Below are 26727 nucleotides of genomic sequence, written 5' to 3'. Positions count from 1 at the left end.
CCGAAAATCAAACACCGCAGATGACAGGATAGGTGATGCGGAAGAGCTGGCGGCAAGAGCCGCGAAGGTGGTGGCGCCGCAGGTAATGGCTGGAGGCTATGGCCCGCCAGGGCCTGTTGACACTAACTGAGTTGGCCCTGTTGTGACAGAAATGGTGCCAATCAAGGCACGAGGAGAGAGATTGGGTTGTTCCAAACGAGCGACGAGCAACGAAGGGTGCGCCTTTTTGGGCACAACCCGAAAGGCTTCCCCTGAGTTTCGCAGCCTGGGGCGTTAGAAATTACTTATGTGGACCCGCCACACTGCGCAATTCCTGCCTTGCAGGCCACAAAACCAGTAGCAGCAGAGCTATCTCAGTTAGTGTGGCCCTGGCCTATTTAATTGTGAAAAACCGCCCTGTCGTCTTCGAGATCGGCGTGCACTGTATCACCGGGGGAAAATTTGCCCGCCAGAATTTCCTGGGACAAAGGATTTTCGAGCCACATCTGCATAGCGCGTTTGAGCGGGCGGGCGCCGTACACAGGGTCGAACCCGACTTCGGAAAGCTTGCTCAACAGGTCATCGGTGATTTCCAGTTTGAGGTCGCGCTCCGCCAGGCGCCTGCGCAGATGTTCCAGCTGAATCCCGGCAATTTCCCGTACCTGCTCGCGACCCAGTGGATGGAACACCACCACCTCATCGATCCGGTTGATAAACTCGGGGCGAAAGTGCTCCCCGACCACTTCCATCACGGCGTTTTTCATCTGCCGATAACGGATTTCACTGTCCAGTTCGTCCTCGTCTGCGCCGCTGGCATATTTCTGAATCAGATCCGAGCCGAGATTGGAGGTCATTACCACCACGGTATTGCGAAAATCCACGGTGCGCCCCTGACCATCCGTCAGGCGGCCATCCTCCAGGACCTGCAGCAGAATATTAAAAACGTCCGGGTGGGCCTTTTCCACCTCGTCCATCAGCACCACCGAATAGGGCTTGCGGCGCACCGCTTCGGTGAGATAGCCACCCTCCTCGTAACCGACATAGCCGGGAGGGGCGCCGATCAACCGCGCCACCGAGTGCTTCTCCATAAATTCGGACATGTCGATACGCACCATGGCATCCTGGGTATCGAAAAGAAATTCCGCCAATGATTTACACAATTCGGTCTTGCCCACTCCGGTGGGACCCAGAAACAGGAAGGAGCCATTTGGCCGGTTGGGGTCCGCCAGGCCCGCGCGGGAACGGCGCACCGCATTGGCAACGGCGGTCACCGCTTCGTCCTGACCAATAACACGCCTGTGCAGCTCGCCTTCCATACGCAACAGTTTTTCCCGTTCGCCCTCCAACATTTTGGAGACGGGAATGCCGGTCCAGCGGGATACCACTTCCGCCACCTCTTCATCGGTGACACGGTTGCGCAGCAGGCGCGGCTCCTCGGCATTTTCCACAGAGGCGGCGGTCTGCAATTGCTGCTCCAGTTCCGGAATCACTCCATACTGCAACTCGGACATACGGGTCAGGTCGCCGGCGCGGCGCGCGGCCTCCATATCCAGCTTGGCCTGCTCCAGTTTTTCCTTGATTCCATGACTGCCGGCCAGCTGCGCCTTCTCAGCCTTCCACACTTCTTCCAGATCCGCGTACTCTTTTTCGATCTGGTGAATGTCCTCCTCCAGCTTGGCCAGGCGTTTCTGCGCAGCCTCGTCGTCCTTATCCTTTTTGACCGCTTCGCGCTCTATCTTGAGCTGAATCAGGCGCCGTTCCAGCTTGTCCATCGACTCCGGCTTGGAATCAATCTCCATACGGATGCGGCTGGCAGCCTCATCAATCAAATCGATGGCCTTGTCCGGCAGCTGGCGGTCGGTGATATAGCGCTGGGACAGCTTGGTCGCGGCGATGATGGCCGAGTCGGTAATATCGACGCCGTGGTGCACCTCGTAGCGCTCCTTGAGGCCGCGCAGAATGGCAATGGTGTCCTCTTCCGTGGGTTCGTCCACCAGTATTTTTTGAAAACGGCGCTCCAGCGCGGCGTCTTTTTCTATGTACTTGCGGTACTCGTCCAGGGTAGTGGCACCGACACAGTGCAATTCGCCCCGGGCCAGCGCCGGCTTGAGCATATTGCCGGCATCCATTGCACCTTCAGCCTTGCCGGCGCCCACCATAGTGTGCAGCTCGTCGATAAACAGGATGATACGGCCCTCCTGTTTGGAGAGCTCGTTGAGCACTGCCTTCAGCCGCTCTTCAAATTCGCCGCGGAATTTCGCCCCGGCCAGCAGGGCGCCGAGGTCCAGGGACAGCAAGCGCTTGTCCTTGAGCCCCTCCGGCACTTCGCCATTGACGATGCGCTGGGCCAGCCCCTCGACGATGGCGGTCTTGCCGACGCCGGGCTCGCCGATCAGCACGGGATTGTTTTTGGTGCGCCGCTGCAAGACCTGGATGGTGCGGCGGATCTCGTCATCGCGGCCAATGACAGGGTCCAGCTTGCCCGCCAGGGCGCGCTCGGTTAAATCCAGGGTGTATTTGTCCAGTGCCTGCCGCGCATCTTCGGCCCCCGGGTCATCGACCTTGTCCTCGCCGCGCACTTTTTCGATCGCCGCCTGCAACTGTTTCACATCGCCGTTGGCATTGAGCAGCTTGGCGATCTCGCCGGCGGCGGAGTCGAAGGCCGCCAGCAGTACCGTCTCACTGGCGATAAAGCTGTCGCCATTCTGCTGCGCTTTTTTGTCGGCCAGATTAAACAGCCGCACCAGCTCCTGGGACATACCCACGTCGCCGGTAGGGGTGCTGATGGTGGGCAGCGCATCGAGTCGCTTGGCCAGATCGTTGCGCAGTCCGTTGAGATTGAAGCCGGCCTGGGCGAGAAATGCCGGCACACTGCCGTTGTTCTGGTTGAGCAGCGCCTGCAGCAGGTGTTCGGGATAAATCTGGTTGTGATCGCGCCCCACGGCGATGGACTGGGCGTCGGCAATCGCCGACTGCAGCGCGTTTGTCATTCGGTCTATACGCATTGACGAGGCCTCTCCTTGATTGCGGCAAAGCAGTCCTACCTGCAGCGACGCTTTTGTTGCGGACGTCACTCAGTGTAGTGTCGATACTTAAATAGGGACGGGGGGAAATTTTTCAATGGGTGAGGGATGGCGCGACTTGATCTGCATCAATTTGACGCCAGGATAAAATTAATTTCCCGGCGACCGAACAGATCGTGGAATCATTGGGCACCGGGATTTGTCGCCGCCGGACCTCAGCGGGGTTCGAGCCAGATCAGTGAGGCCATGCGACCGGTGACGCCGTCCCGCCGGTAGGAATAAAAACGCTGCGCGTCCGTAAAGGTGCAGTAACCGCCCTCATAAACCTCCGCTACGCCGAGCCGCTCCAACTCGGCGCGGGCAAGCCCGTACAGGTCGGCGCGAAAGTGCAGGGGTTTTTCCGCATGGGGCTGAAAGCACCGGGCCATGGCTTCCGCGTGCCGCCCATCAATGGCCCGGTCAAAGAAGGCCTCCAGTACCTCGATACCGGTCTCGAACGCCTGCGGTCCTATGGCGGGACCCAGGTACACCAGCAGGTCTTCCGCCGCGCAACCCAGGGCGCTCAGGGTATTGCGCAATATGCCACCAGCCAGCCCGCGCCAGCCGGCGTGTACCGCGGCAACCCGGGTGGCGGCCCTATCGCACAGCAACAGCGGTAAACAGTCCGCCGTCAACACTGCGCAGACTATACCGGGCCCCAGGGCTATGCTGGCATCCGCCGTACGCACCAGGCCGTCGGACTGTGCCTCTACTACCTTGCTACTGTGGATCTGCTCCAGCCACTGCGGCTCTGCGGGCAACCGCAATTCGTCCTTCAACCGGCGCCGGTTGGCTGTCACCGCCGCCGGGTCGTCGCCGGCGTGGGCACCCAGGTTGAAGGATTCGTAGACGCCGCCGCTGTGGCCGCCCGTGCGTAGGGTAACTACAGTGCGCACCGGTTCAGGTGCGGGCCAGTGGGGATAGAGGTAGTGCTCGGCGGTCATTGGAATCCCTGGTAATTTGTTAACCCGGCAGTTTGTTGAGGCACCGGTTCGTAACCGTCCCATGGAGAAGCTTAAGGGGCATCCTCGCGCAACAGCGTCAGCAGCCGCAGCATATCGTCGGGCACGGACCTGTGCCAGCGCATCGTTGTGCCGCTCTGGGGATGCCTGAGCACCAGTTCCTCCGCGTGCAGCGCCTGGCGCGGGAACTGCTGTAACTCGGCCACCAGTGCCCCGCCGGCGTCCAGGGGCAACCGCGGGCGGCCGCCGTAGAGAGGGTCCCCCACCAGTGGATGGCGGATATGGGCCATGTGAACACGAATCTGGTGGGTACGCCCTGTCTCCAATTGGCAGCACAGGAGGGTGTGTGCACGAAACCGCTCCGCTACCCGGTAGTGAGTGACCGCTTCTCTGCCTCCGGTCTCCAGCACAGCCATCTTCAGGCGGTTCTGGCGGTGTCTGCCAATGGGGGCATCCACGCTGCCGCCACCGCTCAGCACACCCTGGACCAGGGCCTGGTAGCGGCGGCCGACACTGCGCTCCTTCAGCTGGTCCACCAGACTGGTCTGGGCCCGAAGGGTCTTGGCCACCACCAGCAGACCACTGGTGTCCTTGTCGAGCCGGTGCACAATGCCGGCCCGCGGCACCTTTTCCAGTTGCGGGGCATGGTGCAACAGCGCATTGAGCAGGGTACCGCGAGGATTACCCGCCGCCGGATGCACCACCAGCCCCGCGGGCTTGTTGACCACCAGCAGTGTCTGGTCCTCATAGGCGATGTCCAGGGGAATATCCTCCGCCTGCCACTCCCCCTGGGGCTCCAGTTGGGCGCGCAGACGCAGGGTTTCACCCCCAAACAGCTTGTCCCGTGGCCTGGCGGTGCGACCATCGAGGGTCAGCTGGCCACTCCTGATCCAGCCCTGCAGGCGGGCGCGGGAGTAGTCGGGAATTAATTCGGCCGCCGCCTGGTCTAACCTTTGTCCAGCCAGCCGGGCGGGAACTTCGATATCCAATTCGAGTCGATCGGTCATTCTGCAAAGACTTTGGGCAGCCCGGCTACTGTGGTTAAATGGCGGGCCGCCGCAAGGGTTACCGGTAAATGGCGGCTAGTTTAATAGGGTAGTGACTGATAATGATAGAGAGAGGCGCAATGCAGGCCTGGAAACCTCTGTGGCTGGCCGCACTGGCGGCGATACTGGTCGCCTGTGCCAGTACCGAGGAATCCGAGGAGGGCCTCCCCTCCGGCAGCCGTACCGAGCAGACCTTCTACGAGGCCGCACAGCGGCAGCTGAGGTCCAGCCAATGGGACCTGGCGATCAACAACCTGCGGGCGCTGGAAGACAACTTTCCCTTCGGCAACTATGCGGAACAGGCCCAGTTGGAGCTGATTTACGCCTATTACCGCAACTACGAGAATGACGCAGCCATTGCCGCGGCGGACCGCTTTATCCGCCTGCACCCCCAGCACCGCAATGTGGACTATGCCTACTACATGAAGGGGCTGGCCTCCTTTACCGAGGGTTCCGGGCTGTTCGAGCAGTTCCTGCCCACGGATATGACCCGCCGCGACCCCGGCTCGGCACGGGAGTCCTTCGCCTACTTTGCCCAACTGATGTCGCGCTATCCGGAGAGCCGCTACGCGCCGGACGCGCAGAAGCGCATGATCCACCTGCGCAACCTGCTGGCCCGCTACGAAATACACGTGGCCAACTACTATTTCAAGCGCGGCGCCTACCTGGCGGCCGCCAACCGGGGCCGCTTTGTGGTGGAAAACTTCCAGCAGACCCCGGCGGTGCCGGACGCGCTGGCGGTCATGGTACAGGGATACCACCTAATGGAGGTCCCCGAACTGGAAGCGGATGCACTGGCCGTATTGCGTACCAACTACCCGGACCACCCGGCGTTTCGCAGTGACGGCAGCTTCGACTACGACTACTACAAAGGCGCCAGTGGCCGCAGCCTGATCCACCGCCTCACCCTCGGTGTATTCGAGAAGTCCGATCCCCGCGGCTTTGACAGCCGCGAGCTGTACAATGCCGAGTACCAGCGTGAGAGTGCACCCCTGCCACCGGAGCTAACCTAGCGATCACCACAGCAGAGGGTTGCAGGGCTATGCCGCAAAGGACTCCGCCCGGCGTCAGCCGGGCCTAACAGATTGCTGAAAAGCCTTCTCCAGCAACCCGCTAATCCCCCGCCTTCCAGCCATTGGTGATGGGATAGCGGCGATCGCGGCCGAAACCCCGCTCGGAGATACGCACACCCACGGCGGCTTGGCGGCGCTTGTATTCATTGCGATCCACCAGGCGCACCACTCTCTCTACCAGGTGGCGGTCAAAACCCTTCTCGACAATCTCCGCGGCGCTGTAATCCTGATCCACATAGAGATCGAGAATAAGGTCCAGTTCGTCATAGGGGGGCAGACTGTCGCTATCCACCTGGTCCGGCGCCAGTTCAGCGCTGGGCGGACGGGTAATGACCGTCTCGGGAATCACCTCCGAGAGGCTGTTGCGGTAGCGGGCCAGTTCGAACACCAGAGTTTTGGGCACATCTTTGAGCGCATTAAATCCTCCCACCATATCCCCATAGAGAGTCGCATAGCCCACTGCCATCTCGCTCTTGTTGCCGGTGGTCAGTACCATGGCGCCCTTCTTGTTGGAGATGGCCATCAGCAGTACGCCGCGGGAGCGCGCCTGCAGGTTTTCCTCGGTGGTATCTCGCTCGGCCCCGGCAAACTCTTCCGCAAGGGCCCCCATAAAGGCGTCAAAAATAGCCTCGATACTGATCACGCGGTAGTGAATCCCGAGCCGCTGGGCCTGGTCCCGGGCGTCGTTGCGGCTCAGGTCCGAGGTATAGCGAAACGGCATCATCACCGCCTCCACCCGCTCCTTACCCAGCGCATCCACCGCAATAGCCAGGGTCAGGGCCGAATCGATACCGCCGGACAGCCCCAGTACGATTCCGTTAAAACCATTCTTGTTGACATAGTCCCGCACCCCCAGTACCAGGGCCTGGTACACAGCGGCTAGGTCCCCCAGTGCCGGAACCATCTCGTCGGACTCCAGCGCGACTTCTCCCTTGTTGCAACTCACCGTGACTGGCAGCAGATGTTCTACGAATTCCGGGGCCCGTCCACAGAGCCTGCCCCGGGCATCCACTGCGAATGAACCCCCATCGAACACCAGTTCATCCTGGCCCCCAACCCAATTGACGTAGACCACCGGCATATTGCCGGCCCTGGCCTGCTTGCCGAGGAGTTCCAGCCGCTGCCGGGTCTTGCCCCGATGAAAGGGCGAGGCGTTGATGTTCAGCATCAGCCGGGCGCCGGCAGCCGCCGCCTGTGCCATGGGCCCGGGATGCCAGATGTCCTCGCAGATGGTAATGGCGATGGGAATTCCCTTGATTTCCACCACTTGTGGGCCATCGCCGGGGACGAAATAGCGCTTCTCGTCGAACACCTGGTAATTGGGAAGCTTCTGCTTCGCATACTCCGCCTGCAGCTGACCTCCGGCGATCAGCCCGGCCATATTGAAGGTGGCACCGGCCACCATGCGCGGATAGCCGATCAGTACTGCACAGGGAAGCTGTGCGGCCCGCAACTGGTCTAGCGCGCTGTCGATCCGACGCTGCATACTGGGCCGCAGCAGCAGGTCCTCCGGTGGGTAGCCACACAGGGTCAGTTCGGGAAAAACCACCAGGTCGGCACCGTGATCGCGGTGTGCGCGACAGGCAACGTCGATCACCCGGGCTGTATTTGCGGGAATATCCCCCACCAGAGAATTGATTTGCGCCAGCACTAGCTGCAAAGTAGACATCTTGGGACCTCGTCACACTCAGGCCGTTATTGTAACGCCTGGCGCGCTGCGACAGCACCGGTAAACCGGTTGCAGGCGGGGAGAACAGCCAACAGCGTGGGGAGCCACCTCTTGACCAGCGCGACGCCGGCCTCCAGTGATGGACTTGCCCTGCAACACCATGAGCTGTTGCGTATTTACTCCGTATATCGGGTAGCCATTGCACTGGTGCTGCTGGGGGTCTTCTCCTCCGACATTGGCAGAGGTGCAGTGGGCAGCAGCGCTCCGGCGCTCTATCTGAATACCGTGGTTTTCTACACTGCCCTCAATATCGGCTGGCTGCTGCACCTGCGCCGACTCAGGTATGAGGGCAGCGCCGGCCAGGTGGGACTGATCCTGGGCTGTGACATCCTGTGTTTTCTGTTGCTGATCCACGCCAGCGGCGGCCTCAATTCCGGGCTCGGCTATCTGTTGCTGATCAATTGTTCCGTGGGTTCCCTGCTGCTGGACCGGCGCATGGGCGCCTTCTTCGCCGCCGTGGCCAGTATGGCGGTGATCAGCCAACAGCTCTACCGGCTGCTGGCGGGGCGCGCCGAAACCCAGGATATAGTTTCCGCCGGCATGCTGGGGATTTTGTTGTTTGCCACTGTGAGCGCATTGCAGTATCTGTCCGGTCGCATCAGCAGCGCCAATCTGCGCGCTGAACAACAGAGTCGCCAGGCGGCCCACCTGCAGCGGCTGGCACAGCAGATCATCGAGCGGATGCACACAGGGGTACTGGTTCTGGACGCCGCCAACAAACCGGAACTGATCAATCGCGCCGCGCGCCAGTTGCTCGGCGACGACTACCAGCCGGGCGGCCAGCGGCAGCAGGCGCTGTTTTCGGCCCTGCGCGAGTGGCGCCGCGACCCCTCAAAGGGCAGCACCGTATTGAGCGACACCGTTGGTACCGAGCTGCGCATCAGTTTCGCCAAGCTATCCCAGGACCAGGGCGACAATTCACTGCTGTTTATCGAGGACAACCGCAAGCTCTCCCAGGCGGCACAGAAGCTGAAGCTCGCCTCTCTGGGACATCTCACCGCATCCATCGCCCACGAAGTGCGCAACCCCCTGGGCGCCATCAGCCATGCGGCGCAACTGTTGTCCGAGTCCACCGCACTGAACCCCGAGGACCGGCATCTCACCGAGATCATCTGCCGTCACAGTCAGCGGGTCAATCAGATCGTCGAGAATGTGATGCAACTGTCGCGCCGCCGCGCCAGCACTCCCCAACAGTGGGATCTCGTCGCCTGGCTGGAACAATTTCTGCCGGATTTTCGTGCCGGCGCAGCGGCCGATATCCAGATCAATCTACTTCTTCCGGCACAACCGGTGTACGCGCGCTTCGATCCACAGCAACTGACCCAGGTCGTCACCAACCTTTGCAGCAACGCCCTGCACCACTCCCGGCTGGCCGGGAAACCCCAGGCAGATATCGCTGTCTACCACAAAGGGCAGAGGGATTGCGCCATTCTGGATGTGATCGACTGTGGCCCGGGTGTGGTGGAGGAGCATCAGCAAAAAATCTTTGAGCCTTTTTTTACCACCGGTGCCGGTGGCAGTGGCCTGGGCCTCTATATAGCGCGGGAGCTGTGCGAAGCAAACCAGGCGACGCTGTCCTGGTGTCGCAACCAAGACAACAGAAGCTGCTTCAGGGTAGAATTCGCCCACGCAAATCGGATTTTCTGACCAAAACGGGAAATCAGTTAACCTGCTGTCCCGAACAGAGATGTTCGGGCCGCAAATCGAACATGTAACTGCTTGTTTTGTCGTGGAGGATTTGCGGACATGCGCCGCAAACCTGGGTTGAGGAAAGCCAGGGAGGTTTTTTTCAACAATCTGCTAGGGGGCCCCTGACTCATTGCCGGGTTAACGCAAAACCATGCCCGGTTTCGATAGGGGAACAGGATCACAATCCGAAGGGAGTCGGGCTGGAAACCCGATCGGCGGTAAATATAGAACAACAAAAGATCAGAAGATTGATGCAATCACTTGCCCTGGTTGTCGACGACGAACCGGATATCTGCGCACTGCTGACTATGACCCTGCGGCGCATGGAGGTGCGCTGTCATACCGCCACCAACCTGCGCGAAGCGCGCAGCCTGCTCTGTGAGCACCGCTACGATTTCTGTCTGACGGATATGCGGCTGCCGGACGGCAATGGTTTGCAACTGGTGGAACATATCCAGAGTCAGGAGGAGGGTGCCCTGCCGGTGGCTGTTATTACCGCCCACGGCAATATGGATACCGCTATCTCTGCGCTAAAGTGCGGCGCCTTCGATTTCGTTACCAAACCCGTCAATCTGGAACAGTTGCGCAGCCTGGTACAATTGGCCCTGCGCCTCAAGCGAACAACCGATCGGGGCGCGGAGAACCAAACCGGACAACTCCCGCTGGGCGAAGCGGAAAATATGCGCCTTCTGCACCGACAAATCGCCAAGGTTGCCCGCAGCGATGCCCCTGTTTATATCAGTGGCGAGTCCGGCTCGGGCAAGGAACTGGTCGCCCGCTCCATCCATGCCCTGGGCGCCCGTGGGGAGCGGCCCTTTGTCGCCGTTAACTGTGGTGCCATTCCCGCCGACCTGATGGAAAGCGAATTTTTCGGGCACGCCAAAGGCAGTTTCACCGGCGCCCACAAGGACAAACCCGGACTCTTCCAAAACGCACAGGGCGGCACCCTGTTTCTCGACGAAGTGGCGGACCTGCCTCTCCCCATGCAGGTCAAGCTGTTGCGTGCGATCCAGGAAAAGGTGGTGCGCCCGATTGGTGCCGGCGGGGAAACTCCGGTCGATGTGCGAATTCTGTGCGCAACCCACCGGGACCTCGCCAGAGAAGTGGAAAAGGGACGCTTTCGCAACGACCTTTACTATCGCGTGAATGTCATCGAGATAGCCGTGCCCCCGCTTCGTGAAAGGCGGGAGGATATTCCCCTGTTGGTGAGCAGGATCATGGATCGCATAGCGGCGAAAAATGGTATAGAAGTGCCGCGACTGTCCGCTGAGGCGATGGCGGCACTGCAGAATTACACTTTTCCCGGCAATGTACGCCAGCTGGAAAATATACTGGAGCGCGCTTTTACCCTCAGCGACCAGCGACAGATCCGAAGCGATGACCTGCTGCTGGAAGAGGCCAGAATGGCATCGGCGCCATCGGTGCAGGGCACCCTATCCACCGCCCCCGGACGGGAGGATCTTTCGGGCCCCTTCGATCCGAACCGATACCCCTCACTGGATGATTTCTTGCAGTGTGTTGAAAAAGAGGCGATAGAACGGGCACTGGCAAAAACCCGCTGGAACCGCACTGCCGCTGCGGAAAACCTCGGCATCAGTTTTCGCTCACTGCGCTACAGGCTGAAAAAACTCGGGCTGGAAGATTAATTGCCAGCTAGCCAACGCTTCCCCGGCTTTTCCCAGCCCGGGTTCGCGGCACATCACATATCAAGCAATTACACATTGATTTGCAGCCCATTGTTAATCCGGAAATTCAATAGATGCTGCCTCCTCTATTGGGTTATCACCCTTTATAAACTGCGCAATTACGCACAATTACTGGTTTTTCAATGGCTTTTGCCGTATTAACCCGATAATTTACCAAGTTGCGGGTTACTAGCAGGCTGTTGAAATTCGCAGAATTTCGACGCCTGGTACCGGAATATGGATGTTCCGGCAAAATCGACGACGCCTAAGTCGTTGATTTTGGGTGAAAAGTGAAAATCACATTTTTCGCTTTTCGTGTTTTGAAACAGGGAGGATGCCTTTTTCAACAACCTGCTAGAGTACAAACTGATACCCGCGTGCTGTAATGCCCTGTGATTGGCTTTTGGGCCCATCGGCGTATGCTGGTAAATCCCCATCAAAGGGAGATATCCGGCATGCACACTCTGCGCAATCTCGGGGCTTTTACCCTGGTTGAACTGATATTTTCCATCGCCATCCTCGCCATAGTGATCGCACTGGCAGCACCATCCATGTCCGACCTGCATCGCCGCCACAGGAATGAATCCACCGGTCGCCAGTTGTTTGACCTGATTTCCCTCGGTCGCGGCAAAGCCTATGGACACGGCCAGGTCTACACCCTTTGCCCCAGCAAAGATGGACAAAGCTGCGGCGACGACTGGGGGCGGGGCGCCATGTTATTTGTGGACAGTGACAGCAGCGGCGAACGGGCCGCAACGGAAAAAATCGAGCGGGTAATGCCGGCACTGCCCGCGGGGGCTTCTTTACAGTGGCGCAGTTTCAGTCCCAAGACATTCCTACAATTTCGCCCCGATGGGCTGACCAACAACCAGAATGGCAATTTCGCCTATTGCCCGCCCAACGGAAAAGCCAGCCACGGCTGGATCATTGTACTGAACGCCACCGGCCGCCCCTACTATGGCAGAGACAGCGATGGCGACGGTATTGTGGAAACCGGCAGCGGCAAAAATCTCGCTTGTGGCAGTGTGATTTGAGTTAATTACAAACCTTGTCCCAGCACAACTCCCCCGCATCAAATTTATTATTTAGGTTACGATCCCAGGCTTTTTCACCACTGGACTTCAAGCTCAGATTACCGGTCCCTGCCTGGGATCCTATAGGTTCTGCAAGCAGAGTGTAAGTGTCCCCTGCATCTGAGACGTCGATCTTAAGGTTATAGGTTTTGTTGCCGCTATCCAGTGGCGATTGCGTGGGAAAAATTGCCGGCGCGCCATCATCTTTATTGCCTGCTGCCGCTTTCTTATAGCTACCATTCTGGGTGAAATGCCGCTCCATGGCCTGGGCCAGGCCCAGCAGGGCGCCCTGGGCATCGGCGCGGTTGGTGGCACGCACCTGCGCCTGGTAGGATGGCCAGGCCACCGCCGCCAGTATGGCGACAATAGCCACCGCGATCATTAGTTCTATCAAGGTGAATCCGCGCTGTTTCATTTGTTTTATTCGCCTCTTCTTTATTTCTTATCAACCCGGGGCCGTATCAATACCCAGGGAGAATAACTGGCCCCGACGCTAGCGTTCCTCCTCAGCGGGGAGAGAACTCCTCCCAGGATAGGCGACCTTCGCGGTCCGCATCTGAAAATCTGTATTTTCTGCAATTGTCGTTAGCATTGCTATCCGAGGCGCAAACGTACTCACCGATTACTTTGTTTTCTCCAAGTATACCACCCTCATTGTCGTCTTCACCGTCGCCATCTTTATCACAGTTGTCACCAGTACAACCTGTGTACTGCTGGCCCACAAAGCCATTGTCTTCCTCATTAATGTCACCGTCACCATTGGTATCGGTCACCGCCTCGTCATTGGACCTGCCAGTTCTGAGGTCGATAAACATCTGAAAACTGGTGCCGCTGGAAGCACAGGGGGTTGGATTGGGAATGGCAGTATTGAAAAGCAAAATATTGTCGCGCGATTTCGGTGGTGTAATCACCCTTTCCCCCGCATAACCGTTAGTATCCACATTTCCGGTGGAAAACTCCATTCTCCAGCCGTGGTGTGTCCCCCAGTCCAGGGTGACGCTGGTTTGCTCGTCTATAACCCGTCGCCCGGCACCATCGGTATCAAGTACCTGCTGTGCCAGATCGCCGGCTTTAATGGAGGTTGCATCCTTCCCCAGGGTGGAACCATTGTCCCACACAGCATAAAAGCTACCTGGCTGGTTATCACGGAGATCCCCGCTATTGAGGTACTGGCCGGTGCCGAACAGTACCAACACATTGGCACCCTCACCTTCGACTGCCGTATTACGGACTACCAGGGGTCTGGCCAGAATGGCGCGGTCAGGCCGGCCGGCTGCATCGCCGGCACTGAACAGGGGCTTGCCCCCATAGACGCCCCATTTCTTATCAGAGCCTGCGGACAAATCGAAGGACCACATATTGCCCATCAAATCCCCTGCATAGACACGGTCTACCACCCTGTCCTTATTGAGATCAATCAACCAGGGCGAGGAGAGCCCATTCTTGCGACCAGTGTCATCGGTGCCAGAGCCGGTGGAAATAAACTTCCAGTCGCCGGCACTCCAGCCGTCTATGCCCTCCTCGATATAGACAATAAACAACCCTGCAACGCCAGTTTCACTGTTATAGCCATTGCCAAAAATTGCCGCCCACTTGCCGTTGTTCAGCCTGGCTATTTGAACATCGGAGTAGGAATAACCGAGAGAGTTTGCATCGGTGGCGCCATTGAATTCCCACAGGGCTATATCGGCGGCATTGGCCTCGGCCTTCTTGAGCTTACTCGGGTCAGTTACGTTCAGGGCAAAGTAACCTTTGCCACCGCCGCGCAAGCCCCCCACCAGTACCGAAGTCCACTCTTTCCCAATGCTGCTGTCGTCGGCGTCAATATAGATATCCGACACCGCCGGGGTCAAATCCACATAGTAGTTGTGTCTATAGTCCGGATGGGTATAGGAATGCAGCCCTTCATAGCGCGTCGCATCCAGCACCAGGGCGGGCACATAGGCGAAGACTTCTTCACCACTATCGGCATCAAAGCCGTGCAACATACCGTCATTGGCGCCCACATAGACAATAGCCGACCGGTTTTGGTTGTCGAGGCGGAACTGCTCATAGGATTGAGCGGCACTGTCGCCACCGAAACTGGCCGGCCAGCGGGATTGCGGCTTACCCACATAAATCGGCGTGGAGTGTACTATATCCCCCAGCAGCTTTTTGCCGGTAAGGAGGTCTTCCACGATGGAAAAGCTGCCTCGCTGGCGCAGGCCGGAACCCTCCCTACTGGTATCGCCGCGTAAATAGGCCAGTCGCTCGGCCCAGAGCCCATCCGCACTGTTGGTGGAGTCATTGAAATTGAGATCCTGCTCGTGGGGGGAATCCTCCGGGTTGCCATCTACTCCGGATGTGGTAGCGGCAAAAGGTACGCCAACACCATTAAAATAGGTAATGATCTCGCGTGAAGAGGCAGATTTCTCAGTGAGCTTTTTCGACGCCTCCCACAGGGTCTTGCCAATCGCACCGGTATTGGGATCGATGGGCTTGGCAATAAGTTTTCCACTGAAATCGAGTGTATCAAACTGCGCCGAATAAATGACCGAGTTCAAATCCAGCGAGGTAGAATTGAAGGAGACCGAGGACTGTGAACCAATCGAATTGGAAAAAGCCTGTACCGCATTGTTGAGGGATGTCACCAGTGTGGAAGCGTTGCCCGCAAACTGGTAACTGCCCCCCCCCTGGGCACCGGCGGACTGCAACAAGGGGTTATCCTTGAGGCTTTCGTCCGCAAAGCCGATAAAGTAACTGCTGATATTGTTTTTTGCCTCCTCGTCGCCGTCATCAAGATCGGGCCGCCAATCCACCTCAAAAAGCGCCTGGGCAACATCATCCAGGGCATCACTGTTCGCAGCGTTATCGTCTCCATCATAGTTCTGGAGATAAGTGGTATAGGCGGAATCACGAGTAGGCAATCCATCGGTCAGGGCGATCACAGTACTGGGCTGGCAGTAGTATTGTATGGCCGGCTTGGCAGTCGTTGGCTTACTAACCCCAGTCGCATAGACCGGACCTGGAAAGCTCCCGGTCTTTGGATCCTTTTTCGCCCCCAGTACATTACCCGCGACGACCTTGGTCGCCAGACCATCAGGGTGCAACTCAACTTTCCGCCCCGTATGGCCTTCAATAAAATAGTAGCCGATATCAGTGAGGGCCTCGGCCAGAGGGGTGCTGCCATCCGCGCTGATTCTGTCAATCTCCGACAACAAGTCAGCGCGCACCGCGTCAACTGAAACACTGTCCAATCCAGCGAGAATTCTCGCCCCGTCCTCACCGTTGAACTGCGCCAACCCAACACGCAGGTTATTGAACCCCCCAACCAGCAACCTGGCCGCGCTTTGCGCAACGTCCATACGGCGCTCTGTACCCTCTTTACCTCTCAGTGCATTACCAGTGCTGTCCTTGAAAGCATCGGCAATGTAACCGCCTCCGGAGAACCTGGAAAAATACCAGTTGAGAAAGTGACCGGTGTACTCAGCGGTACCATAGCTGCTGGTCCAGAAATACTCAGCATTACCAGTATTCGCATATAGTCGCGCTCTGTATTGCGAATTATTGGAAAAGCAATTATTGGTCGAATTCCAGGTTCGCCAATCGCCTCCTGCGCTATACCAGACTTTCCCTGTTGCACGGGCAATCAGGATTACAACAGTACTGCCCACCGGTTCCGGGTAATAACAGCTCGCATAGCTGGCGTTCGGGTCATAGGTTTCATCGGGAGGCAATATGTGATTCATGGAACCCGACGAATCCATCAGAATCATCAGGTTGGATTCCACCCTGCCGGTAGCCTGCAAGGGGACTTCGGAAAGTTCCAGTGGCACGGCGCTGACACAAGTGGAAAAGGCGAAAAAAAAGCCGCACAGGCCCCACAACAGCGACCGGACCGAGAAATTATTCTGTCGTTGGTTAACCATAGTTTTTACCCTAGAAACGCTTGCCGTAGTGACTGACAATAATTCTGCTGGTGCTGTCGGTGATCCCCTGCCCCCGGGCCACGATACGGAATACCCTTATCTCGCCGCCACCTGTTTCCTGGTTATAGTTGCCAACACCAATATCACCCGGGTCCTCCTTGTCCGCTTGGCCGGCCAGCTCAATATAGTAGCGGCCGCTCATGGCATTGCCGTCGGGTCCTTTCATGGCCACAGTGATGGAATTGGAATTTGTATTGCTCCAGGTAGCGGAGTCCAGCAAACTGTCCGGCCCTTCCCCCTCGCGGTGCAGATAATTTTTCGCGCCGAAGTTGCCCAGGGTGATGAAGCCCTCTATTTCCTGTTCCGCCGCTCTTACCGACGCTTCGGCCACCTCCAGCGCCACCTTGGCGTCCCGCGCCGCAAAGGTCATTTTCTCCTCCAGCAACACTGTCCGCGCCGCCGATACCCCCAGCAGGGTCAGCACCAGCAGAATAATGAGGCTGACGACCAGCACCGCCCCTTTTTGCTTCGCCATCCGGTTCATTTATAGCCTCCCCCGGTTGCGTACCTTGGCCACACTGAGGTAGACCTTGCGCAGCCGGCCATCACTGTAAGTGGTATCCACACCATCCAGGTCCTTTACGGTCAGATCATCGGCATTGACGCCGCTATCACTGGCCGCTACCAGCTGCACTTTAATTGCGATCGCCTGCTCCATTTGCACGGCGTTACTGCTGGCGGCCACCCAGCCGTCGACCACTTCATCACCGTCTGTGTCGCGGCCGTACAGAATCTGCAAATCGTCAATACCCGGCACCAGTTCCATGGGGCTCGCTCCGGTGTCCGCCACATACAGGGAATTGCCACCGGCGGCACCACTGGCGGCAATAAAATAGGTGCGCTGGTAGGGTTTTAGAATGCGCGCATCGGCACCATACTGGCGCTGCAGGACTTTGGTGGCATTATCGACGGCACCAGCGAGATTGCAGTTGCCGGTATTGTGGGTAATGGTTTTTTTGCTTGTATCGGTACCAGTGCCAGTACCGGTACTAGCACTGGCACTGTTCCCACCACCGGAAGTACTACAGCCCCCCTCCCCCTGTACGGAAGTGATGCTCATCAGTTCGCCGCTCTGGCAGTTGGTCAATAATACGATTTCGCCAGAAGCCACTTGACACTGGGCGCTTACATGCAAAGCCGCGGCCTGGGTACTGGGTACCATCCGTCCGACTCCGCCACAGGCATCTTCGGAACCCCGCAGCGTCAGGACGTCGGTGCCGTCCAGCACCGTCATGCCGCCGACCGATGCACCGCTAGTATTGTCTACCCCGGCGATCCCGTTTGCGCCGATCTGGTCATACAGTGCCTGGACAGTTGAGTTTGTATAGTCGTCGTCGTTTACATCCAGATGGTTTTCAATACTGTCCTGGTCCGGCGCACAGCCCCAGTAGTCGGCCATACGGATTTCTTTCACCAGCAGGTCGGTGGCAAAGCGGCCGCTCTCCTGCACCCGCGCAAAGGCGGTCTGCATACGCATGGTGTTGCGGTTGCCATCGAATATCTGCAATACGCCCCAAAGCAGGGTTGCACTGAGTAGCAACGCAATCATCAGTTCGATCAGCGACAGGCCTCGCTGCCGGGCAAGAGGTTTTATCGTCATAGTTCCACCACCATCTGAAATGTGGAATTCTCCGTGCCGCCGGCGGCGGTGCCACGGTTGGCACCGGTATGCTGTTCGTTCCAGGTCACGGTGAGGGTTACCCTTCTGCCGGCGCGGGCGATAGTGCCCTGGCCACCGGGCAGATTGTCGGAAATCACCTGTCCCCAATCGAACAGGTCCAGAGTCGCCAGGTTGGCCGCGCTGCAACTCAGGGTTGCGCTGCAATTCGAGCCCGTTTCACTGCCATCAACGGTTTTCCCGTCGTAGCTGCCCAGTTCAAGGCCGTCGGGGTTGGCGCGCATACGCTCAGCCATTTCCTGTGCGGCGAGTGCAGCCAGATAGCGATGATGGGCATTGTTGCCGTTCTTGAGACTCATCACCTGGGTGGCCGACAGCCCCAGCAGGCCTATCGCCAGCACCAGGATGGTGATAAGAATCTCGATCATTGTCGCCCCGGTTTGTCGCTTCATGGTGCACTTTCCTGATGGTTACAGGCTATGCCGGAGGTGGGGCGCAACAGACCCGAGGCGAGTAATTCAAGTGTTTTTCCGTGGTTGCCGCTACGGTCGTCGCACAGAGTGAAAACCCTGCTGCCACCATTGCTGACCACTCCGCGCGGGCTGTAGCTTATGGATAGATTCGCCTCGCTGCTACCGTTCAACTCCCCGCTTACGGCCACGCCGGATGCGGCGGACAGTCGCACTAAGCGCAGCTCCTCACCCGCATCCATCCCGTTGTCCCCGTTCTTGTCGTACCAGACCCGAAGCCCATTGGAGATATTGTTGTCGATGGCATCCACCCGAATCGCCTCGCCGCGACGCACCGCTTCCGCACGGGCAAAATGCAGTGCGCCGGCCAAGTCATTGAAGGCCGCAGTCAATCGGTTGTTCTGGATCATGGTGGTGAAGGAGGGAACCCCGATAGCCATGACGATACCGAGGATCGCAATGGTGAACATCAGCTCCACCAGGGTGAATCCCGCCGAGCGCCGAAAAAGTGTCATTATTGGACCTTATTTGAGCTTTTTATTTGTCTTTGGCGCCCTCCGCAGCGCCGTGCATCAGTTATACCAGCTTGTAAAGGGGATTAAAGTGCGCAGGTCCCCAGTTAAGGCAGGCGCCGACGAATGGCGGAAGTGAGCCGACTAACGGTGGGCAGAAAAGGTTTACTGATTGGCTCAGCCACCAGGCCCTTACGTAGCTTCCTGGACAGGGAGAAGCGGGCATTCTCCTCCCGCCCCGACATTACCCGCCGGCCTGCGGCGCCCAACTATTGCAGACGCCCGCCAAGTCCCGTGCTGGAATCTACGGCTGTGATACCAATGGCACTCGTCCCTTTGAACCGTGCCAGGTCGACATCCGCAGTGCTCTCCACAAGTTTCAATCAAGCGCCGCAGCGTTTCGCCCAACCGGGCCATTCAATGATAAAGCGGATAAACCCTACTTTTTGTGAAAGCCAAAATTAATCTATGCAGCTTAAGGAACATTTTATGCTGACACCAATAATGATTTTAATATGCACCTGATTAATTCAATACTGCCTCAACGGTCCTGGCATGATTTGCATACAAAACCCTAATATCAGATATAACCCGCATCTAACTTACCCAAGCTACTGCATTGGAAAGTCAACTGGGGCACCCAATTAACGTGAGTGCATTGAGCCCGATACACCAAACAAGGAAGCCGGCCTATAATCAAATATATTTGATTTAAGGTGTAAGCCACTGAAAACAATATCAATCCGGAAATTAAAATAAGTTGTCGTGTTAACACGACCGAAAATTATCGTTTAAGCGATAGAAATGCTCGAAAACTTCAGGCAGCATGTTTTATGTAAAAATTGAATAGGAACTTTACATCTCCCATATAACTTTCAGGATTTTCTGGTCTATAAGACTTTTTTATCAAAAAACAACTAAAATTTGAGCACACAAATAATGAAATACATCAAGTTTGCAGCCTTAGCGGCACTAGCCCCGAAAATGGTGTTTGTGGCTTCGCTTTCCCTGCAAAGCGCAGAAGTTCATAGTAATGAACCCTGCCTGGAGCCGCTATCCACCCCCGAACTCGGTCAGCAAAACGAATTAATTGAACCGGACCCCTGTGACCCAGGCGGTGGCGGTGGCGGTGGTGGCGGACCCTATGGCCCACCCAGCACTCCCGCGTCAATAACCTATCCAGCCTACACCAATACTGATTCTATAAAGGTCAGCTGGGCTGCCAGTTATGGGGACGGCTATCCTGTAAGCTATGAGCTTTACGAAAGTAAAAATAATGGGGGTTGGGTAAATGTCTATACAGGCTCTTTTCCCAGTCGTGTGCTGAACAACAAGACTGAGGGAAAGTACCGGTATAGGGTGCTGGCCAAAAACTCCATCTTCAGCAGCTCTTATCGCTATGGAAATTACTCCCTCATCAATCCCAGACAAAAATCCAATCTGTACTTAAAATATCCGACCACAATGAGTACGCTGGATTCACAAAACTATCAATTTCGAACTGTAAATTCAGCAGCCAAAACAGGGTTGAAAAGGGAATACCCGGAAGGCCAGAGCAGCTCAATGAATACGCCTGAGGGACGATTCTATTTGGGCAATGGCTTTGATGTGGTTAGAGGCTCCTTAAAGGAAACCTGTTTAGATGTAAATCACCCGGATTTTGTCATCACGCAAACACCAGCTTCTCAGGCAAGCACCTTTAATATCAGCTACGTAAACGATAATCGACATCTGGCACAGCTGCTGGATGTTTCCTCTTCTGCGCAAATTGGTTTTTCTTCACATGACATCGATTTGGGCCTGTCCGGCGAACAAGAGCGCTATGTCAACTCAGTTTCGGACGAAACCTATGTTCGATATGTGGTTAAAATAAAAAACAGGCGCGAATCCTGGAATCTGAGTACACCGGTAGATGCAATCCATCCGTTATTGGTCAACAACGTATTGTCGCCCAATGATGACGAAGCCAAAGCAGACTTTAGAGAGCGTTGCGGAGACAACTATTTAAGCGGTGCCAATATCGGCTCGGCACTGTACCTGGTGTTTAAATTCAGTGCCAAGGCATACAGTTATCAGGAGCGGGAAAATAAAAAGGCCGAACTGAGCTTGGCGATAGGAGACGTTTTCCAAGCTAGTGGCGCTGCGGATTCTTCATCATCGCTTACGGAAACTCTAAACAGGTTGAATGTGGAAGTAAGAGGAGAGCAGATTGGAGGCCCGCCCGGCGTGGCCGCTGCGATTGCGCTCAATGGTTCAAATGTTGTAGACAAATACAATCAATTTGTTCAGGATTCCAATTCTTCAAATTGGGCGGCAGTGGATTACTCCACCAATAATTATCAGCGCCCAACCGTGTACAATGCGTATGCCCACAACCAAATATTCGCCGATTACACCGGAAACCAGGGTCCTCTGGCACAAATGCGGCGCTGGCTGGACATCAGTGTCCAGCATAGGGAGCGTTGCGATCTTTACGGTGGATACAACAAAAACCCGCCAAGCCAGTGCCACACTTCAATCGGTGAAATCAGCACCGCTATGGACTCGTGCCTAAACACTCGTGAATGGGGCCAATGTGTGCATCCGCACCAGTACAATACGGGCAGCCCCACCACCACAGCACAGGGAACCTACCTCTTGGGCTGGCTTTCAACCAATGTTAAAAAGCTCAATGAAGACATCAATACAGAGGATTGGGACCATCACGTGTACCGTACCTATTTAAATGTCGATGATAAAACCTGTTTGAAAAATTCCCAGTGCTTCTTAAATCCATACCGGGGTAGCGGGCCCGGGATCGGCAAGGGATTTCACGTTTTCAACTACTACTATGACAACCCCAGGGGCGGTTCCAGAAGCTACTCGACATACGCCGGGTACTGTGCGAGGACTCAAGTGCATCTGGATACCGCGGACGGGTTTTGGGGTGACACCACGGCAGATTGGGAGTACTCGGTTACGGTGGAAGGCTTATGTCCTGAAACCGAAGATTTTCTTGTAATCCCTTAACCCAAAGCACCGGAAGGGTTTGCGGACATGCACCGCAAACCCGAGTTGAGGAAAGCCATGGAAGGTTTTTCGAAGCTGTCAGTGGCAGCATCCCGCCGGGGTGCTGCCACTGGGTTTTAACGCAATTCCCTGGGCAGGGAAAAACGGACATTCTCCTCCCGCCCGGACATTTCCCCCGGGGCCGCTGCACCCAGCTGTCGCAAACGCTCGATCACACCCTGCACCAGGATCTCCGGCGCCGATGCACCGGCGGTGATGCCGATGGCCCTCTTCCCCTCCAGCCAGGCCGGGTCGACATCCGCCGCGCCGTCCACAAGTTTCGACTCAGCGCCGCAACGCTCCGCCAGCTCCCGCAGGCGATTTGAGTTGGAGCTGTTGGGGCTGCCCACTACCAGCACCAGATCGCTTTCCAGGGCCAGCTGCTTGACCGCATCCTGGCGATTCTGGGTGGCATAACAGATATCGTCCTTGCGGGGACCGCGGATACTGGGAAAACGCGCCCGCAGGGCGTCGATCACCCGCGCCGTATCGTCCATGGAAAGTGTGGTCTGGGTGACAAAACTCAGGTTGCTCTCGTCCCGCACCCGCAAATTGGCCACGTCCGCCTCATTCTCCACCAGGTAGATGCTGCCACCGGTGCTGTCGTCATACTGGCCCATGGTACCCTCCACTTCCGGGTGGCCGGCGTGACCGATCAGGATACATTCGCTGCCTTCGGAGCTGAATTTGCTCACTTCGATATGCACCTTGGTCACCAGGGGGCAGGTTGCATCGAACACTTTCAGGCCCCGCTGGGCCGCTTCCCGCTGCACTGCCTTGGACACACCGTGAGCACTGAAGATCACTATGACATCGTCGGGCACTTCCGAAATCTCGTCCACGAACACAGCGCCGCGCTCGCGCAAACTGTCCACCACAAACTTGTTGTGAACCACTTCGTGACGCACGTAAATCGGCGCCCCGAACACGTCCAGCGCGCGATTGACGATATCGATGGCGCGGTCTACGCCGGCGCAGAAGCCGCGGGGGTTGGCGAGGAGAATTGCTGTCATCAGTTCACCGAGGCCACTTCTATAATCTTTACCTGAAAAATCAGCGTCTGGTCCGCCAGCGGGTGATTGAAGTCCACGGTGACCTCATCCTCGCCCACAGCCTGGACCACGCCGGGCAGTTCGCCACTGCCATTGTCAAACGAGATTACCAGGCCCGGCTCCAGCGCCATATCCGGCGAGAAGTGGTCGCGGCGCACCTTCTGAATATTGGCCGGATTGCGCCGCCCAAAACCCGCCTCCGGTGGAATTTGGAATTGCGCCTCGTCGCCCATTTTGAGGCCGAACAGCGCCTTTTCGAAACCGGGCAACAGGCTGCCATCACCCACGGAAAAAGAGGCGGGGTCGCCGCTAAAGGTGGAATCCACCTCGGAACCATCCTCCAGTTTGAGACTGAAGTGCAGGGTCACCCGGCTGTGCTCACCTATCAGGTTGTCACTCATAGTGGTTAAACTTCTGCACTGTCGCGCGCATTCTTGTCCCTGTGCTCGCCAAAAAACAACAGCTCGATCACCAGCATGGCGGCGCCGACACTGATAGCCATATCCGCCACATTGAAGACCGGGAAGTGCCAGCTATTGTAATACACGGAAATAAAGTCCCGCACATAACCCAGCATGACGCGGTCCCAGAGATTGCCCAGGGCCCCGCCGAGAATCAGCGCCAGCGCGCCGGACTCCCACCGCTTGGCCGGGGCGAGACGCCACAGCCAGATACAGATGACCACACTGAAGCCCAGGGCCACCAGGCCGAACAGCCAGCGCTGCCAGCCGCCGGCATCGGCCAGGAAACTGAAGGCGGCACCGTAGTTTTCCGCATAGGTAAACCGCAGCAGCCCGGGAATTATCTGCTGCGGGGGGCCAAAGCGAAACTGCTCCACCGCCCACACTTTGGTGGCCACATCGAGCCCGATCACCACCAGGGCCAGCAGGTACCAGCGCCAGGGGTGGGCGAACAAACTGAATCCCCTAAGCATAGTGCCGCTCCTCTCCCGCACCCACCACATTGTCCACGCAGCGGGCGCAGATCTCCGGGTGTTCAGGGTCCACACCGACATCTGCGCGGTGGTGCCAGCAACGGACACACTTGGGGTGATCAACCCGGCGCGCATCCACTTTCAAACCCTCCAGTTCGGTGGCGTGGGCACCGGCCGCATCGCTCAGTCGCTCTACCGTAACCGCAGAGCAGATCAGCACGAAGCGCAATTCGTCCCCCAGTGCCACCAGTTTCTCGCGCAGCGCGTCATCCGCGTACAGGACCACGCCCGCCTCCAGCGAACTGCCTATGCTGCCGGCGCTGCGCTGCTCTTCCAGCACCTTGTTAACCGCGGTTTTTACCTCGGCGATGGCAGCCCAGTAGTCCGCGTCCATATCGGTGTCCTGCGGGAGCACCGGCAGTGGGTACCACTCCTGCAGAAAGATGCTGTCACTGCGCTCGCCGGGAATAAACCGCCACAATTCCTCCGCAGTGAAACTGAGGATCGGCGCCACCCAGCGGGTGAACGCCTGCACCAGGTGGTAAAGCGCGGTCTGCGCGGAGCGGCGCGCGATACTGTCGGCGCGGGCTGTGTACTGGCGGTCCTTAATGATATCCAGATAGAAGCCACCCATGTCCACCACGCAGAAATTGTGCAGCTTCTGGTATATCTGGTGAAACTGGTAGTCGTGGTAGGCGGCGATAATCTCGTCCTGCAGCCGCGCGGCCCTGTCCAGCGCCCAGCGATCCAGCGCCAGCAGCTCGCTCTCCGGCAGCAGATCTTGGGCGGGGTCGAAACCGGCCAGATTGGACAGAAAAAAGCGCGCAGTATTGCGCAGACGGCGATAGGAATCCGCGGTGCGCTTGAGAATTTCGTCCGACACCGCCATCTCGCCACTGAAATCAGTGGCCGCCACCCACAGACGCAGTACATCGGCCCCCAGTTTATTGATCACCGCCTGGGGCGCGACCACATTGCCGATCGACTTGGACATTTTGCGCCCCTGGGCGTCGACGGTGAAACCGTGGGTCAGCACCTGCTTATAGGGTGCCGCATCGTTAATGGCGATGGATGTCTTCAGGGATGACTGGAACCAGCCGCGGTGCTGGTCGGAACCCTCCAGGTAGAGGTCGGCAGGGAAACGCAGCTCCTGGCGGCGCTCCAGTACCGCGAAATGAGTGACACCGGAATCAAACCAGACATCCAGGGTGTCGGTGACCTTTTGGTACTGATCCGCCTCATCCCCCAGCAGGTCCGCGGGGTCCAAGTCGAACCATACATCCATTCCCTCGGCGTCGACGCGCTCGGCCACCCTGTCCATCAGTGCGGGGGTATCCGGGTGAAGTTCGTGGGTCTCCCGGTGCACAAACAGGGCGATGGGCGTACCCCAGGTACGCTGACGGGAAATGCACCAGTCCGGGCTGGCATCCAACATGGCATCAATGCGGGCCTTACCCCAGGCGGGAATCCACTGCACCGAATCCGCCGCCTCGCGGGCATGGGCGAGCAGGTCACTCTGCTGCATGCTGACAAACCACTGCGGCGTGGCTCGGTATATCAGCGGCGTTTTGGTCCGCCAGCAATGTGGATAGCTGTGCACCAGTTTGCTCTGGTGCAGTAAGACCCCTTTGTCTTTCAACAGCTGGACGATCTTCTCGTCCACCCGGTATACATGCTCGCCGGCAAACAGCGGCACCTTATCCCGGTAAACACCGTGATCGTCGATATAGTTGAGTGTCTCGATACCGTAGCGACCGCCCACGAGGAAATCGTCCGGACCGTGATCCGGCGCTGTGTGCACGCAGCCGGTACCGGCGTCGGTGGTCACATGGTCGCCCAGGATGATGGGCAGTTCCCGGTCGTAAAAAGGGTGGTGGACCCTGCTGTGCTCCAGTGCCGCGCCGTGGATTCGGCCCACCACTTCGCCTTCCAGGCCGGCACGGGCCAATACCGTATCCTTCAACGCCTCGGCAACCAGGATACGGCGATCGCCGGTCTGCACCACTACATATTCCAGTTCCGCATTGACGGAGACCGCCTGGCTCGCGGGCAGCGTCCAGGGAGTCGTGGTCCAGATCACCACACTCAGCTGGCCGTCGCCGGCATGCCCCCCCGCCGCATCGGCTATCGCCAGCGCAGTTTCATCGGTGACCGGGTAGCAGACATCGATGGAGAAGGAAGTCTTGTCCTGATACTCCACCTCCGCCTCCGCCAGCGCTGAACCGCCGACCACGCTCCAGTACACCGGCTTGAAGCCGCGCGCCAAATGCCCGTTCTGCACCAGGCGCCCGAGCGCGCGGATAATGTCACCCTCGAACGGATAGTCCATGGTGCGATAGGGGTTATCCCAATCGCCAAACACCCCCAGCCGGACAAAATCCTTTTTCTGTCCCTCCACCTGTGTGGCGGCGTACTCGCGGCATTTCCGCCGAAACGTCTTGTGGTCGACCTTGACACCCGCCTTGCCGATTTTTTTCTCCACCCGGTGCTCGATGGGCAGGCCGTGGCAGTCCCAGCCGGGCACATAGGGAGCGTCAAAGCCGCTCAGGGTTTTCGACTTGACGATGATGTCTTTTAGGATCTTGTTAACAGAATGCCCGATATGGATATCGCCATTGGCATAGGGTGGGCCGTCGTGCAGGATAAACTGTTCGCGCCCGCTGCGGGCCGCGCGGATCTGTTCGTAGAGGTCGCTCTGCTGCCACTGCTTGAGAATCTCCGGTTCCCGCTGGGGCAGATTACCGCGCATGGGAAATCCGGTGTGGGGCAGATTCAATGTCGCTTTATAGTCGGTCATCGGGTGTCTACTTCGGTTCTAAGACTGGAA

Annotated in this window: 19 protein-coding genes; 5 read left to right on the top strand and 14 right to left on the bottom strand. The window is 57.7% G+C overall.

Annotated features, from left to right (window positions below):
- Positions 1 to 377: 377 nt before the first annotated feature.
- The 3 genes from clpB to rluD form a co-directional block, all read right to left on the bottom strand.
- On the bottom strand, positions 378 to 2984 hold the full coding sequence (gene clpB / locus ABVT36_RS13910) for an ATP-dependent chaperone ClpB (RefSeq protein ID WP_368457080.1): 2607 nt from the start codon (positions 2982 to 2984) through the stop codon (positions 378 to 380).
- Positions 2985 to 3217: 233 nt separating this feature from the next.
- Positions 3218 to 3985 (bottom strand): peptidoglycan editing factor PgeF, encoded by a 768-nt coding sequence (gene pgeF / locus ABVT36_RS13905; protein ID WP_368457079.1) that lies wholly within the window; start codon positions 3983 to 3985, stop codon positions 3218 to 3220.
- A 71-nt stretch (positions 3986 to 4056) separates the two neighbouring features.
- Positions 4057 to 5010 (bottom strand): 23S rRNA pseudouridine(1911/1915/1917) synthase RluD, encoded by a 954-nt coding sequence (gene rluD, locus ABVT36_RS13900; protein WP_368457078.1) that lies wholly within the window; start codon positions 5008 to 5010, stop codon positions 4057 to 4059.
- Between the two features lie 119 nt (positions 5011 to 5129).
- Between rluD and ABVT36_RS13895 the strand changes: the two genes are divergently transcribed.
- On the top strand, positions 5130 to 6062 hold the full coding sequence (locus tag ABVT36_RS13895) for an outer membrane protein assembly factor BamD (protein WP_367151598.1): 933 nt from the start codon (positions 5130 to 5132) through the stop codon (positions 6060 to 6062).
- A 100-nt stretch (positions 6063 to 6162) separates the two neighbouring features.
- Here the strand turns inward: ABVT36_RS13895 and ABVT36_RS13890 are convergent, their stop codons facing one another.
- On the bottom strand, positions 6163 to 7791 hold the full coding sequence (locus tag ABVT36_RS13890; RefSeq protein WP_368457077.1) for an NAD+ synthase: 1629 nt from the start codon (positions 7789 to 7791) through the stop codon (positions 6163 to 6165).
- Positions 7792 to 7902: 111 nt separating this feature from the next.
- Between ABVT36_RS13890 and ABVT36_RS13885 the strand changes: the two genes are divergently transcribed.
- The 3 genes from ABVT36_RS13885 (at position 7903) to ABVT36_RS13875 (ending at position 12259) form a co-directional block, all read left to right on the top strand.
- Positions 7903 to 9498: a PAS domain-containing sensor histidine kinase gene (locus tag ABVT36_RS13885; protein ID WP_368457076.1), complete on the top strand. Its 1596-nt coding sequence runs from the start codon at positions 7903 to 7905 to the stop codon at positions 9496 to 9498.
- 293 nt (positions 9499 to 9791) lie between these two features.
- Positions 9792 to 11186 carry a sigma-54-dependent transcriptional regulator gene (locus ABVT36_RS13880; RefSeq protein ID WP_368457075.1) on the top strand — a complete coding sequence of 465 codons (1395 nt, stop codon included), beginning with the start codon at positions 9792 to 9794 and terminating at the stop codon, positions 11184 to 11186.
- Positions 11187 to 11680: 494 nt separating this feature from the next.
- Positions 11681 to 12259, top strand: coding sequence for a GspH/FimT family pseudopilin (locus ABVT36_RS13875; RefSeq protein ID WP_368457074.1), 579 nt, complete (start codon positions 11681 to 11683; stop codon positions 12257 to 12259).
- 1 nt (position 12260) lies between these two features.
- On the opposite strand, the gene ABVT36_RS13870 is transcribed toward ABVT36_RS13875, so the two are convergent.
- The 6 genes from ABVT36_RS13870 to ABVT36_RS13845 form a co-directional block, all read right to left on the bottom strand.
- Complete coding sequence (locus ABVT36_RS13870) at positions 12261 to 12713, bottom strand: type IV pilin protein (protein ID WP_368457073.1); 453 nt, start codon at positions 12711 to 12713, stop codon at positions 12261 to 12263.
- A gap of 91 nt (positions 12714 to 12804) precedes the next feature.
- Entirely contained in the window at positions 12805 to 16206 is a 3402-nt protein-coding gene (locus ABVT36_RS13865; protein WP_368457072.1) for a PilC/PilY family type IV pilus protein, read from the bottom strand.
- A 10-nt stretch (positions 16207 to 16216) separates the two neighbouring features.
- Positions 16217 to 16750 (bottom strand): PilX N-terminal domain-containing pilus assembly protein, encoded by a 534-nt coding sequence (locus ABVT36_RS13860; RefSeq protein ID WP_368457071.1) that lies wholly within the window; start codon positions 16748 to 16750, stop codon positions 16217 to 16219.
- Positions 16751 to 17866, bottom strand: coding sequence for a PilW family protein (locus ABVT36_RS13855; RefSeq protein WP_368457070.1), 1116 nt, complete (start codon positions 17864 to 17866; stop codon positions 16751 to 16753).
- A complete protein-coding gene (pilV, locus tag ABVT36_RS13850; RefSeq protein ID WP_368457069.1) occupies positions 17863 to 18336 on the bottom strand; it encodes a type IV pilus modification protein PilV in 474 nt (157 codons plus the stop codon). The genes ABVT36_RS13855 and pilV overlap by 4 nt, the downstream gene beginning before the upstream one ends.
- Positions 18333 to 18869: a GspH/FimT family pseudopilin gene (locus ABVT36_RS13845; RefSeq protein WP_367149289.1), complete on the bottom strand. Its 537-nt coding sequence runs from the start codon at positions 18867 to 18869 to the stop codon at positions 18333 to 18335. The genes pilV and ABVT36_RS13845 overlap by 4 nt, the downstream gene beginning before the upstream one ends.
- Before the next feature lie 936 nt (positions 18870 to 19805).
- Here ABVT36_RS13845 and ABVT36_RS13840 point away from each other — a divergent pair.
- Complete coding sequence (locus ABVT36_RS13840; RefSeq protein WP_368457068.1) at positions 19806 to 21875, top strand: hypothetical protein; 2070 nt, start codon at positions 19806 to 19808, stop codon at positions 21873 to 21875.
- A gap of 116 nt (positions 21876 to 21991) precedes the next feature.
- On the opposite strand, the gene ispH is transcribed toward ABVT36_RS13840, so the two are convergent.
- Genes ispH through ileS form a run of 4 tightly spaced genes read right to left on the bottom strand, consistent with a single transcriptional unit; the run spans position 21992 to position 26697 of the window.
- Entirely contained in the window at positions 21992 to 22927 is a 936-nt protein-coding gene (ispH, locus tag ABVT36_RS13835; RefSeq protein ID WP_368457067.1) for a 4-hydroxy-3-methylbut-2-enyl diphosphate reductase, read from the bottom strand.
- Positions 22927 to 23367 carry a peptidylprolyl isomerase gene (locus ABVT36_RS13830; protein ID WP_368457066.1) on the bottom strand — a complete coding sequence of 147 codons (441 nt, stop codon included), beginning with the start codon at positions 23365 to 23367 and terminating at the stop codon, positions 22927 to 22929. The genes ispH and ABVT36_RS13830 overlap by 1 nt, the downstream gene beginning before the upstream one ends.
- Before the next feature lie 5 nt (positions 23368 to 23372).
- A complete protein-coding gene (lspA, locus tag ABVT36_RS13825; RefSeq protein WP_368457065.1) occupies positions 23373 to 23900 on the bottom strand; it encodes a signal peptidase II in 528 nt (175 codons plus the stop codon).
- Positions 23893 to 26697, bottom strand: coding sequence for an isoleucine--tRNA ligase (gene ileS / locus ABVT36_RS13820; protein ID WP_368457064.1), 2805 nt, complete (start codon positions 26695 to 26697; stop codon positions 23893 to 23895). Before ileS ends, lspA begins: the two co-directional genes overlap by 8 nt.
- Positions 26698 to 26727 lie beyond the last annotated feature (30 nt).

Origin of the sequence: Microbulbifer sp. TYP-18 (assembly GCF_040932045.1) — a bacterium.
In the GTDB taxonomy this organism is placed as follows: Bacteria; Pseudomonadota; Gammaproteobacteria; order Pseudomonadales; family Cellvibrionaceae; genus Microbulbifer.
This window is presented reverse-complemented; position numbering and strand designations above follow the sequence as displayed.